Raw genomic sequence first — 12687 nt, 5'->3', positions numbered from 1 at the left:
ATCATCCCTTATCGAATTGATTAAACAGTGCAGCGGTGTAGTCGTTGCTCAGACGGCCTTGCGGATCGAACTGCTCACGCAGAGCACGGAAGGACGCCCAGTGCGGGTAGAGATCCTGCCAGCGGTACAGCGAGGCGTCGTAGTACTTGCCCCAGTGAGGGCGACCGCCTTCTTCTGCCAGCAGCTTCTCCACCTCACTTAAAAAGTGCAGGCCCGCTTCTGAAAGGGAGCCGTCATCCGCGTAATACACCACAAAGCCAAAGAAGCAGGTGGGCTGGTCAAAGGCCGGGCTGAGCCATGCCGATGACGCACCGGTACAACGCAGGATGATGGGATAGTGCATATGCGGGCGATTGTCGGCGTACCAACGTTTGATTTTGCTGATGACTGCTGGCGTTTTTTCCAGCGGTACGCCAATTTCGACGTTGATCTGCGGCACGGCGATACCGCGACAGAACAGCTGATAGATGTCGCCTGTCACATCGGTAAAATCCCGAAAGCGCGTTACGGTACGGAACTGTTTGCCGCCCTTGCCGTGAATTTGGGTGTCGCGATGCATGTGTTCCAGCGTCTGATCGATCGTGTCGTTGAGGCTGTCGTCGCCTTCATCGGCGTGTTCCACCACCTCACGATCGTTCTGCGCATAATGGTGGCTCTCCTCCTCGCTGGCCTGATGTGCATTCCAGACGTGGATAAAATTGTCATCCACAAACCACCAGGCTTTGCTGAGTTCGTATTCATCATTCCAGCGCAGCAAATCACTTTCCAGGCTGTCCGCCGACACCGCATTTTTATGGCAGGTGAAAATACGAAACGGCTGCGTGCGCAGGGTCACTTCGGTCACAATACCCAGCACGCCCAGCGACACCAGTGCGGCAGGAAAATCTGCATCGCCACGTGACAGCTCACGGACCGAGCCGTCGCTCAGCACCATGCGAATGTGCTCAGCCTCATCGGCAATGGAACTCTGGTGCAGGCCCTGACCGTGAGTGCCGGTAGCCATCGCGCCAGCCAGCGTCTGAACCGAAATCACGCCGGGTGAGGAGGCGAGCATACGATCCATTTCCGTTAAGGTACTGTAGATTTGTTCCAGCGGGGTCGCGCCGGCGAACGTGACGCTGTGTGCATCACTGCGGATCAGGCCGGACAGTGCACTCAGATCCAGCAGCAAATCATCGGGGTGCACGGCCAGCATTCTGCCTGGGGAGTAGGTTTTACCGGTTACGCGCACTTTGCCGCTTGACTCACGCAGTAACTGCCGGAGTGCGGCCTCGTCAGCAGGGCGTTTAACCTGCTGCTGCGTACCAATCTGTGCGTTTTGCGCCCAGTTCCAGACTGCATCATCTTGTGGATCAAGGTGGGTCTGGCGAAGCGGATAAAGGTTGGCGTCTTTGCTCAAACTGCTTTCCTTACTTAAGTGATATTAAGAATACCCCTTAAGCATAGACTATCGCTTTCAACGCCCTGTGAGCCTACTGATGCCGACAGATATAACGCAGCGTGGCCGTCACCGCTAACTGGCGATTGCGGCTGATAATATCCTCTTCACTTTTGTCCGGACTGAACAGCGTATTAAACGTGAACCGGTTAGAAACCTGATGTACGCAGATACTACTGATAAGGCGATGTACATCCAGCGTGTCCAGCGGCTGAATAAACAGCCCCTGCTGCTGACCGCGCGTCAGGATGTCATCCAGCAGATCCAGCGCGCTGCGGTTAAGCTGGCTCAGCCGCACGGATTGTGAGATGTAGCGTCCGCGAGAGAGGTTCTCCATGCAGATCAGCCGAATAAAATCAGGATGCGAAACGTGATAATCGAAGCTGGCCTCAACCAGTTTCGTAATGGCCTGTCCGGGTTCCATTGCCGCCAGATTCAGGCCGGTTTCATGTTCCCTGATCTGCTGATAAACCTGCTCCAGCACATCAATATAGAGCTGCTCTTTATTGCCAAAGTGGTAGACCACCATGCGTTTCGTCGTCTGAGCACTCTCGGCGATCTGCTCCAGCCGGGCGCCCTGCATGCCGAACTCAGCAAAGATTTTGAGTGCGCCAGCCAGAATGCGTTTTTTAAGCCCTTCAGGATCGTTTTTGCGTTTTGTCGTGTCCGTCATAGTGCTCAGTGGGTTGCCAGGTAACGAGAAGGTAAGGGGGCGATATTACCACAGCGTAACCATGCGGGTGGGGATACAGCAGTAAAATCCCCTTTAAGCAGGATGAATCAGCCTGTTCTGAAGCCCCGTTATCCACAAGGCAGCCGTCACCTACCTGTTATTTCGCCGAGTTACAGCGTTTTAACAATCATACCCATGGCAGCCAGCAGCATCATCACGCCCACGACCCGGTACATGATCCGCAGCGAGCGCGGGCGGGTCAGAAACACGCGGACTTTCACCGCCGCCAAAATAAACATCGCGCCCACGGCCAGTAATACGGCAGCGGTAACGGGAACCAGTACGGCACCCCAGAATTTCAGTGAAATTGCCTCCAGGGAAATAACGAGCGGCAGTATTGCCAGATAAAAGGCAATCGTTTTGGGGTTGCCCAGCGTAATACTCAGCCCCGACAGCCAGGCGGAGACCAGTTGCTGACGGGTAACCTTCTGGTCAATGCTGATAGCACGGGGTTGATAAGACCAGAACTGCCAGGCCAGATAGCCCAAATAAAGCGCCGCCGCCCAGTTAATCAACGTAAAGAGCGCGGTGTAGGTCTTGGCCACAATGCCCAGACCAAATACGGCCAGGGTTAAATAAAACACATCGCCCATTATCACGCCGATAAGCGCAGCAAAGCCTGCCAGGGAACCCCCATTGATGCTACGCGCAACGATCGTCGTCATCCCGGGGCCCGGAATCGCGGCGGCCAGTCCCAGCGCCAAAATATAAGGCAGTAATTCAGTTTGAAGCGACATGATGTTTCCTTCATTCAATAGGGATAAGAACGTTGTTTACAGGCGTGATTGCGTTAACAGAGCGTGCATTCTGGAAAGAATGCGATGCCGCTTGCTCATCCCGCTTCTGAGCATAAGAACCTGCTCTGTGCCGTTTAATGCCATTCCTCTGCTGCGCAATACAGCCTGATTAAAGTATGCCTGAGCTGGGCAGAAATACGTTGTCTGAATCTCGCTTCTGTGCCGTAATTATGGCAATAATTTGCCTGTAAAATAGGTTAAACAGAAAGGATATGACTGATATGCCGCTTGATAAGACAGAGGTGAAAATTTTAAGCATCTTGCAGGATGATGCCCGGATGACCAATCAGGAGCTTGCCGATAAGATCGGTATGTCTGCCTCGCCCTGCTGGCGCAAAGTCCGCAAACTGGAAGAGCAGGGCGTGATCAAGGGCTATCGGGCAGTGCTGGACCGTAAGAAAACCGGCTCGGGCGTTATGGTTTTTATTCGGGTGGTCATTGACTGCCACAGCGAAGCTGAAGCGGAAAAGTTTGAGCAGCAGGTGACCGCGCTGGAGGATGTTGTGGCCTGCTACAGTATCGGCGGCGATGCCGATTTTTTGTTACAGGTGGTGGCAACCGACCTCGACTCTTACGCCGAGTTTGCCATGTCGGTGGTGCGCAGGCTGCCGCGCATTAAAGAGATGCAAAGTATGTTTGTTTTGAAAGAGATTAAACCGCTGACGGCCTATCCGGTTAAAAACCCCCGATGAGATGATTGGCTCACGCTTATGCCGTGTTTGTCAGAAGGCCTTTGTTATTTTAATGCGATATTGCGACACGGCGCTTAACGTGCAGGTCTGTTTTAGCCGGTGAGTTATAATGTCCGGTTTTTGCACCCTAAAGGCCGGTAAAAGACGTTCGCCCTTTAGGGATTTGAATACGGCTAGCGCGTTTCTACGACAGGCAGGCGAATATCATCATTGCAAACTCACAACGCGATATCACCTGCCTTTGTCATTTAAATACGCCATTGACGATGACGTGTTAAAGGCTCGGAAAATCGCGGGCTGTTTTAAATGGCCCGCCCGATTTTTTTCTTGCCTTTCATGTAGTAAAGATTGTGATAGTGACCATTTGAATAAATCACCACGAATCTGCGCGCGCCAACATAGGCGCCAAAACTGTTTTTTGCGTTAATCACGCCCGGGATGACCCAGCCAAACATCAGTTCTTCTTTATCCTCGGGCACATTCATTACCCAGGTATACCCTTTAAAAGGTTTAAAAAAGCGATAATGCGCGCTGTAAGGATCTTTCAGGTGATAATAAAACGTATTTCTGACATCCGTTTTATAAGTGTCTGGCAGCGTACCGTAGTTGGCGAGCTGCACTTGGAGGGGATCGGGTTCATGGGAGCGTGCTACACATCCTGTCAACATCATGGTTAAAGCAAAATACAGAATGGGATTTCTCATCCATAGCCTCTTAGGGGGACGTTTTTTATTATAGAGCGAAACACTAGCACCCGGTTTATATTTCGGTCTATAAACCGTTGATGAACGGATAATTTATATTCAGTAATCAGTTGGTCATGTGCATGGATCAAATGGGAAAAAGCGAAGGGTGTACTGGCTTGTTCTGGGAACCTGATGTTGGCAGCAATCGTCGTTCAGAGGCGACTGGAGAGTATAAAGATCAACAAAAAGCCCGCTCAGGTTTCCCTGAGCGGGCTTCTTTAAATCTGGCTCCTCTGACTGGACTCGAACCAGTGACATACGGATTAACAGTCCGCCGTTCTACCGACTGAACTACAGAGGAATCGTGCTACAGGGCGCATAGTAATGGAGTCGGCATGCTGAGTCAAAGCGGTTTTACCCGCTTTCGGATCGTTTGCTGAAGGATTCAGCAGCCTGGTTGTTTCATCCACAGTTTACCGCATGGCAGGGCCGTTCAAATCGTCAGGAAAGGCCAGTTTAAGACGCTCAAACGGTCTTATACGATGTTTTCTGCAGGTTAGCCACTGTGTCGCAGCGCCGCAATGTGCCGCCTGTTTCGTGATAAACGGCTATGGTTAAAGAGAGCAAACCCAACCATGGAGATGCGAATGAACGAGCAACTGAAAGCGCAGATAGCCTCAAGGCTGGCGATTACGGCCGGGCAACGGCAGCAGACGCGCACTGCGCTCAGCCAGGGCCAGCAGGCGGAACCGGACTCACGACGAGCGCAGCGCTATGCGTTTCAACAGCGGGCACGCCAGAGCGTCATTATGGGCGCTAACGACTTGCTGCCGGTGTCATTTTTACAGCAGGGGTTACGCGCAGCCCGCGCCGTCGCGCTGGTCAGAGAAGATGGCATACCTAAGGGAAGTGGATTTCTGACCTATGGCAACCTCTTCGTCACGAATCATCACGTGCTGCCTGAAGCCGCCATTTCGGGGCGCATCACGCTGCAGTTCGGTTATCGCCAGGGCGAATCCGGCGAAATTCTTCCAGGACGTCTTTATGCGGTGGATGCCGACAGCTTCTGGCTTTCCAGCCCAACGGAGGCGTTCGACTGTACGTTAATAGCGCTTGGCGAGGCGCTTACCGACAGCGGTGAGCAACCGCTGCCGCTGGCACTTAACGATCGTAATGATAAACATGCGCTGGGCATCAGCCTCAATCTCATCCATCATCCGGGTGGTGCGCCACAGCAAATCACGCTGCGCAACAATGCCCTGTTAGCACGTCACGAACAGTTTCTGCACTATGAGGCCGACAGTGAAGGCGGCTCGTCAGGTGCACCGGTCTTCAACGACGGCTGGCAGCTGGTGGCCCTTCATCATGGCGCCACAGAAGACAGCGGAAAATGGGTTAACGAAGGCATTCGCATGAGTGCGCTCACCGACTGGCTGAAGGGCGAGTTGCCAGCGCTGTCCCCGCATGGGCAGGCAATCCTGATGCAGGCGCTCACGGCCGATAATGCACCGCTACTGCCTGAGTCCAGTGCCGCCGCGCCAGATGAAAACTACGCTAATCGCGACGGTTTTCAGGCAGACTTTCTGGCGGACAATCCTGTCGATATGGCACAGATTATCGCGCCGCGTGCAGGGGAAGTCGCCCCTCTGCGTGACGGGCGCAACGGCGCTGATGCCAGGCTGAATTACGAGCACTTTTCTCTGCTGATGAATGCCGAACGACGGCTGGCTTTTTTTACCGCCACCAATATCGATGGGGCACGCTATATCAACATTGACCGCGGCAGTGGGCAACCTTCGCTGTTGCCCGAAGGTGACCGCTGGTATGAAGACAGCCGCATCGACAGCCGCTATGTTACGGGTCAGTCGTTTTATAGCGCGTTCAGTCGCTGGTTCGATCGCGGTCATCTCACCCGCCGCAGCGATCCCACCTGGGGCACGGCGGCTGAGGCGGTGCGCGCCAATAAAGACACGTTCCACTTCACTAATTGTTCCCCGCAGCATTTTCGCTTTAACCAGAGCGTGCAGTACTGGCAAGGGGTTGAGCGCTATATCCTGGAATATGGTGTGTTAAAAACCAAACAGCAAATTAGTGTACTGACCGGCCCGGTACTGAACGATCAACATCGGCAGTACGGGGATTTGCAGGTCCCGCTGCTGTTCTGGAAGGTCGTTCTGCGCATCGGTCCACAGGGCACGCCGCAGGCCACCGCACTGCTGGTCAGTCAGGATAAGCTGCTGGATGAGCCTCGCCGCGTGTTGCCGCTTTTACAACCGGAAGCGGTGCCGCAGGTGGATGAATATCGCGTGGCGGTTCGTTCACTGGAAACCCTGACCGGGCTTGATTTCAGCGCATTTCGCGACTGGGACAGCTGGCAGCCCGATCCCAGCCTGCTGGCCGAGCCTGTGCAGGCAAAACTGATTATGACGTGGCCGGAGCTATTGTAAACGCGAAGAAAACGTCACTGGCTGACGCCTCAAGCTGGGGCTGCATATTCCCAAGGCGTGCGGTATGGGCATCTTCGGCACCTGCAAGGTGAAATGCCTGGAAGGGGAAGTGGAGATGAACCACAACGGCGGCATCACCGATGAGGACGTAGAAGAGGGCTATATTTTGTCGTGCTGTAGCATTCCCAAAGGCAATATTGTCGTCGAGTTTTAACCCCATGCAGACGAAGGCTTGCGGGGAGCATCCTCTTTTTTCCGACGTTGAGGCGTCAGTGAACAGCGAACCTCATCGAGATTCGCTGTGTAATGCCATTGTAAAAAGCAGGCGGGAGCGCGTGAAAGGGGGGCTACTCCGGGTGTGGCGATTGTTGTCATACGTGCGCAACAACGGCAGCAATGCCAGCCTGAACCCTGTGATTTTCTGTGCTGTGGATCAGGGCTTTATTCCTGTGCCGGCACCCGTTGAACCGGGATGCGCTACGAAAACAGAAAATATGCTTCACCATGAACCCACAACCCGTTTTCAGACATGAAACGCCGCTACCATACCGCGCAGCGCCTGCGCCTGTTCAGACAGCGAACGCGAGGCTGAAGACGACTCCTCGACCAGCGCCGCATTGTTCTGCGTCACGCCGTCCATCTGACTCACCGCCACGCTGACCTGTGAAATCCCCTGCATCTGCTCGGAGGACGTCAGAGAGAGGGAGTCCATGGCCTCCGCCAGCTCGCCGACCATCCCTACAATTTTGATGATGCTCTGCCCGGTCGAGGAGGCCACGGCAACGCCACTTTCCACTTGCTCAACGGCCTGTTCAATCAGGACTTTGATATCGCGGGCCGCCGTGGCGCTACGCTGCGCCAGCGTGCGCACCTCACCGGCCACCACGGCAAAACCGCGGCCTTCCTCGCCGGCGCGCGCCGCCTCCACCGCGGCGTTCAGGGCCAGGATGTTGGTCTGAAACGCGATGCTTTCAATGACCGAGGTAATGTCCCGGACTTTAGCGGCACTGACGGAAATATCCTGCATCGTGCCAGACATCCGCTGCACGTCGGCCTCACCCGAACGGGCCAGGCGGGCCGTATCGCGGGCCGATTCAGCGGTTTGCTGCGCGCCAGCGGTGTTGCTCTTCACCGTGGCGGTCAACTGCTCCATGCTGGCAGCGGTTTCCTGCAGGGCGGCGGCCTGCTGCTCGGTTCGTGACGACAGCTCGGTGTTGCCCTGGGCGATTTCGTCGGCCGCCAGCGCCACGGAAGTGGAAGCATCCTTTATCTGCGATACCAGGCCGCGCAGCCTGGCCTGCATGCTGTCCAGTGAGGCGAGCAGGCTGCTGGTGTCGTTGCGACGCAGCAGCACGGTGGAGGTGAGGTCCCCGGAAGCGATGGTCGCGGCCAGCGCCTGAGCCTGTGCAGGTTCACCGCCCAGTTGGCGCATCAGCTTCCTGCTGATGACGAGACAAATCAGGGCGCCGGAAATGACGGTTGCAATGATGAGAACAATAAAGGTTTTGATAACGCGGCTGGCGGATGCGTTACTTTCCACGGCGGTGTTTTCAGCAAAGGCACGCTGCATGTCCGTGAGTTCGTTGAGACTGGAGATAAGGATTTGCTGAGGGGGACGAACAACGTTGGTCAGATAATCTGCGAGGCCATTCAGTTGTCTCTGCCTGCCCATGTTTGCCGCCGTCGCGAGTGTCGTGAGCGCGGCCTGTTCATTCTGCTGTACTTTCCTGAGTAGACCAATTTCCTGCTGGTTGTGGTCGCGTTCGATCATGGATGCAAGCTCAGTGCGTTTCTGGGTATAAACCCCTTTCTGAGTTTCAAAGCGGCCCCACTCATTCTCAATTGCTTTTTGATCAGAGAAGAGCGCCATGTTTCTCACCTCAACAAGCATGTTTCTCAGCGCCGTACCTGCATCATTAGACAAAGTCACTTTTTTAAGGTTGGTGTTGACGATCTCATCAATATTCTGACGCGTCTCAAGCAGATTGCTGATTGCAACCGCTGAACTGATGACGAAAAGCAGTATCAAAAAAGCAAAGCCAGCAGACAGTCGTGTCGATACCTTCATCATTCTCTCCGGTTATGGTGTTGTCGTACCCATGTTGTTTTCGGCAAAGAACGAGTGAACCTAAGTGTCCTTTTCAGAAACCGCAGAACGACGCTTTTTTAAGACGGAGGGGATATCGGCAGGAGCTGACGCCATAAAAGCCATTATTTTTATATCAACACATGACTCAAGACTTCTGTTGCCTGTAAACATACCTGACCACGCCAGCGCTATGGGTAGCGCTTCCTTGCCCAATGCTGTCGCGGACAGCGCCACGCTTCACAAACAAAAAGCCTTGGCCGTGTAGACGTTAGCCAAACCGGGCGCAGAACAGCGCGGAAAAACCCAGCTTTCAACAGGATACCTCCTGTTACTGCGCCAGCCTGCAGGTCGGAATCTGAACCAACTTTTCCAGTTTAGTGCGGTTATGCGGGATTGATCTTCTTTTTCAGCCAGTTACGCATAGCGTCGCGCGGATGGCAGACGGAGTCAGTGACGGGCACCTGATGCAATGCGGGATTCTTTTTGGTCGAGGCGCTCTCGGAGAGGACAGCGGCGTGAACCGTCAGGATGGACAAGCAGAGAAAGACGCTGTGTATCAGTCAGTATAAAAGGCGATCACAAGGGGGATGCTGAGGCTTTTCACGTAGGGCTGGGGAACAGATTTATGACGCTATTATCGAGCGGGAATGATGCCAATCAGACTTGCTGTTTTGCCGAATGCGCAGGTTAACCCCACTACGCATCGGAAAAATTTCTCACGCAGACGTAATAAAACCGGATTGAAAGGCTTTAAAGCATGCCTGAAAACAAGAATTTGGCTCCTCTGACTGGACTCGAACCAGTGACATACGGATTAACAGTCCGCCGTTCTACCGACTGAACTACAGAGGAATTGTCAGAACGGGGCGAATAGTAGCGGCGCCGGTTAGGGATGTCAAAGCCCTCTTTCATGGTTTGCGTTTAAGTGCTCGTAAAAGCAGCGCATTGGTGAATATCAGACACATTCGCTTGCTTTTCAAACTGCTAACAGGATCTCACTTTAACGCCATTTCTCAGTAGATGTTAGACGCATGTCAAAGTTTTGTTATTTGACGATATCAAAACGCTTGTTTCAGTGCTTTTATGATAAAAATTTCAAAAAAGAAATATATGGAATAAAAAAACTGCTTGGTGCCTGAAAGTGGGATGGACGTACCAGCGCCAGGACGATACCGTCAGCATGTTAAGTAAAATCATGCGGATAAGAAAAGCAGTGGTGATTTTAGCAAAAGCATCAACGTAGTCGTCTTACCTCAAATTTTCCATAAAAACGCCGGCGAGGCGGTGTGAATGTAAAAGATATTTTTCATTCAAAACGTAAATCGCTAGCAAGTTAACAAATAAGAAGGGTCCCTATGAACATCAAAAAAACGATTGTTGCCTCACTGTTAGCCTGCATGTTGCCCGCCGCTGCGATGGCGAAAGATATTTCCGTGGGTGTTTCTATGGCGGTGTTTGATGACAACTTTCTGACGATTGTGCGTAACGCTGTACAAAATGAGATGAAAAAAGATGGCGTCAAAGGCCAGATCGAAGATGCCAAAGGCGATGTGGCCCAGCAGCTCCAGCAGGTACAGAACTTTATTGGACAGGGCGTTGACGCCATCATTGTTAACCCCGTCGACACTGACGCTGTAAAACCCATTATCGATCAGGCGTCCAAGGCCGGTGTGGCGTTGGTATTTGTTAACCGTAAACCCCAGGCCCAGCTAGGAGACAAAATGGCGTTTGTGGGCTCTGACTCTGAACTGGCGGGCCGTCTGCAGATGGAAGCCCTGGCGAAGGCGATGAACGGCAAGGGCAACGTTGCCATTTTATTAGGTGATCTGGCTAACGAATCGACCCGTGAACGCACCAAAGGCGTGGAAGCCGTAGTGGCGAAATACCCGAATATTAAAGTGGTGCAAAAGCAGACGGCGAAATTCAGCCGCAACGATGCGGTAGATGTCGTGAGCAACTGGATGACCGCTGGCGATGATATCAATGCCATCGCGTCAAACAATGATGAAATGGCGATTGGTGCCATTCAGGCATTAGGCAAGAACGATAAACACATTCTGGTGGCAGGCGTGGATGGCACACCGGATGCGTTGCAGATGATCAAGAACGGCAAGATGGTGGCCAGCGTATTCCAGGATGCAAAAGGGCAGGGTGAAGGCGCTGTTCAGACCGCAATCAAACTGGCAAACGGTGAAAAAGTGCAGAAGATTGTTGATATCCCATTCCAGCTGATCACCAAAGACAACTACACCAAATATACCAGCATGAACCAAAAATAAACGTCTGAACCCGTAGTACGGAGGTGATGTATGACCGCTTTTGCGCTTGAAGCCGAAGGCATCAGCAAGTTCTTTCCGGGTGTGAAGGCACTGGACAATGTGTCGCTGCGCGTCCGCTCTGGAACGGTACATGCTTTGATGGGTGAAAATGGCGCGGGCAAATCCACTTTAATGAAGTGCCTGATCGGGATTTACCGTCCCGATCAGGGCACCATCAAGATTAAAGGGGAGCCAGTGCAGTTCAGGGACACCATGGATGCGTTACGTTCGGGTGTGTCAATGATCCACCAGGAGCTGAATCTGGTGCCGCACATGACCGTGGCCGAGAATATCTGGCTGGGTCGGGAGCCGATGAAATTTGGTTTTGTCGATCATGCCCGGCTAAATAAAGACACGCAGGCGCTGCTTAACCGGCTCAATATCAAACTGAAAGCCGACCGCATGGTAGGCGAACTGAGCATCGCCTCACAGCAGATGGTGGAAATCGCCAAAGCGGTGTCCTGGGATGCCGACATTGTCATTATGGATGAGCCCACCTCCGCGTTGACGGAAACCGAAGTCGCACATTTATTTACCATCATTCGCGATCTGCGCGAACAGGGTAAAGCCATCGTTTATATCAGTCACAAAATGGATGAGATCTTTTCCATCACGGATGAGATCAGCGTGTTTCGTGACGGCAGTTGGGTGGGCAGCGACAGCACCAGTGCGTTCACGCGCCAGTCTCTGATCACTAAAATGGTCGGGCGTGAGCTGACACAGCTTTTCCCTAAATTCAACAATGCCATCGGGGAAGAGGTGCTGACCGTTCGTCATCTGAGCTGCAAAGACCGCTTCACCGACGTCAGTTTCGGTGTGCGCCGGGGAGAAATTCTCGGTGTGGCAGGCCTGGTCGGAGCCGGGCGCAGCGAAGTGATGGAAAGCCTGTTTGGCATGACGCATTTTGACAGCGGCGAAATTCTGATTGACGGCATCCCGGCGAATATTGACTCACCGTCGGTCGCCATCGAAAAGGGCATGGCATTTTTGACTGAAGATCGTAAAAAGTCAGGATTGTTTTTGGTGTTGTCGGTGCTGGAGAACATGAGCATTGTCAACATGCCGGAATACAGCGGCAAAAGCGGCTTTGTCAGCCATGTCAAAATGGCTCAGGACTGCATGGATCAAATTCGCCGTCTGAATATTAAAACCCCTACCATGGATCAAATCATCAATAACCTGAGCGGCGGCAATCAGCAGAAAGTGCTTATCGCCCGCTGGCTATTGGCTCAACCGAAAATCCTGATCCTGGATGAGCCGACGCGCGGCATTGATGTTGGGGCAAAAGCAGAAATTTATCGTTTGATTAGTGAGCTTGCCAACCGTGGCGTTGCCATCATTATGGTGTCCTCAGAGCTGCCTGAAATTCTGGGCATGAGTGACCGCATCATGGTGATGCATGGTGGGCGCATTACCGGCATCCTCGATAAAGAAGAGGCCGATCAGGAAACTATTTTGTCGTTAGCATCCGAATGAGGCGCGAAACC

9 protein-coding genes, 2 tRNA genes and 1 pseudogene are annotated in these 12687 nt (G+C 53.1%); 5 read left to right on the top strand and 7 right to left on the bottom strand.

Going from position 1 to position 12687, the window contains the following annotated elements; translation table 11 throughout:
- Position 1: 1 nt before the first annotated feature.
- The 3 genes from DFO57_RS13090 to DFO57_RS13080 all read right to left on the bottom strand — a co-directional run bounded on the left by DFO57_RS13090 (position 2) and on the right by DFO57_RS13080 (position 2908).
- The gene (locus DFO57_RS13090; protein ID WP_013026309.1) at positions 2-1399 is read right to left on the bottom strand and encodes a D-arabinono-1,4-lactone oxidase; all 1398 of its coding nucleotides are present in this window, start codon (positions 1397-1399) and stop codon (positions 2-4) included.
- Between the two features lie 73 nt (positions 1400-1472).
- Positions 1473-2111: a TetR family transcriptional regulator gene (locus DFO57_RS13085; protein WP_013026308.1), complete on the bottom strand. Its 639-nt coding sequence runs from the start codon at positions 2109-2111 to the stop codon at positions 1473-1475.
- A gap of 170 nt (positions 2112-2281) precedes the next feature.
- On the bottom strand, positions 2282-2908 hold the full coding sequence (locus DFO57_RS13080) for a LysE family translocator (protein WP_015699983.1): 627 nt from the start codon (positions 2906-2908) through the stop codon (positions 2282-2284).
- Between the two features lie 281 nt (positions 2909-3189).
- Here DFO57_RS13080 and DFO57_RS13075 point away from each other — a divergent pair, with 281 nt between their 5' ends.
- Positions 3190-3660, top strand: coding sequence for an Lrp/AsnC family transcriptional regulator (locus tag DFO57_RS13075; protein ID WP_014605491.1), 471 nt, complete (start codon positions 3190-3192; stop codon positions 3658-3660).
- A gap of 302 nt (positions 3661-3962) precedes the next feature.
- On the opposite strand, the gene DFO57_RS13070 is transcribed toward DFO57_RS13075, so the two are convergent.
- Entirely contained in the window at positions 3963-4364 is a 402-nt protein-coding gene (locus tag DFO57_RS13070; protein ID WP_110015404.1) for a hypothetical protein, read from the bottom strand.
- 267 nt (positions 4365-4631) lie between these two features.
- Positions 4632-4707: transfer RNA gene (locus DFO57_RS13065), tRNA-Asn, on the bottom strand.
- Positions 4708-4993: 286 nt separating this feature from the next.
- Between DFO57_RS13065 and DFO57_RS13060 the strand changes: the two genes are divergently transcribed.
- Both DFO57_RS13060 and DFO57_RS13055 read left to right on the top strand, forming a co-directional pair.
- Entirely contained in the window at positions 4994-6793 is a 1800-nt protein-coding gene (locus tag DFO57_RS13060; protein WP_022623361.1) for a DNA/RNA non-specific endonuclease, read from the top strand.
- A gap of 31 nt (positions 6794-6824) precedes the next feature.
- A pseudogene (locus tag DFO57_RS13055) lies at positions 6825-7007 on the top strand (2Fe-2S iron-sulfur cluster-binding protein); the annotation flags it as partial.
- A gap of 309 nt (positions 7008-7316) precedes the next feature.
- Here DFO57_RS13055 and DFO57_RS13050 read toward each other — a convergent pair.
- Entirely contained in the window at positions 7317-8861 is a 1545-nt protein-coding gene (locus DFO57_RS13050; protein ID WP_110015403.1) for a methyl-accepting chemotaxis protein, read from the bottom strand.
- 797 nt (positions 8862-9658) lie between these two features.
- Positions 9659-9734 (bottom strand) — tRNA-Asn (locus DFO57_RS13045).
- A 503-nt stretch (positions 9735-10237) separates the two neighbouring features.
- Between DFO57_RS13045 and DFO57_RS13040 the strand changes: the two genes are divergently transcribed.
- A complete protein-coding gene (locus DFO57_RS13040; protein WP_013026300.1) occupies positions 10238-11161 on the top strand; it encodes a sugar ABC transporter substrate-binding protein in 924 nt (307 codons plus the stop codon).
- Positions 11162-11191: 30 nt separating this feature from the next.
- Positions 11192-12676, top strand: coding sequence for a sugar ABC transporter ATP-binding protein (locus tag DFO57_RS13035; RefSeq protein WP_013026299.1), 1485 nt, complete (start codon positions 11192-11194; stop codon positions 12674-12676).
- Positions 12677-12687: the final 11 nt, after the last annotated feature.

The organism is Pantoea sp. AG702 (assembly GCF_003182295.1).
Lineage (GTDB): Bacteria > Pseudomonadota > Gammaproteobacteria > Enterobacterales > Enterobacteriaceae > Pantoea > Pantoea ananatis.
The sequence above is the reverse complement of the archived record's forward strand: the minus strand, read 5'-3'. Positions and strand labels throughout refer to the sequence as shown.

Coding starts and splice junctions, on each gene's coding strand:
- DFO57_RS13085 (WP_013026308.1), bottom strand. CDS start 2,111: ATGACGGACACGACAAAACGCAAAAACGATCCTGAAGGGCTTAAAAAA.
- DFO57_RS13080 (WP_015699983.1), bottom strand. CDS start 2,908: ATGTCGCTTCAAACTGAATTACTGCCTTATATTTTGGCGCTGGGACTG.
- DFO57_RS13075 (WP_014605491.1), top strand. CDS start 3,190: ATGCCGCTTGATAAGACAGAGGTGAAAATTTTAAGCATCTTGCAGGAT.
- DFO57_RS13070 (WP_110015404.1), bottom strand. CDS start 4,364: ATGAGAAATCCCATTCTGTATTTTGCTTTAACCATGATGTTGACAGGA.
- DFO57_RS13060 (WP_022623361.1), top strand. CDS start 4,994: ATGAACGAGCAACTGAAAGCGCAGATAGCCTCAAGGCTGGCGATTACG.
- DFO57_RS13050 (WP_110015403.1), bottom strand. CDS start 8,861: ATGAAGGTATCGACACGACTGTCTGCTGGCTTTGCTTTTTTGATACTG.
- DFO57_RS13040 (WP_013026300.1), top strand. CDS start 10,238: ATGAACATCAAAAAAACGATTGTTGCCTCACTGTTAGCCTGCATGTTG.
- DFO57_RS13035 (WP_013026299.1), top strand. CDS start 11,192: ATGACCGCTTTTGCGCTTGAAGCCGAAGGCATCAGCAAGTTCTTTCCG.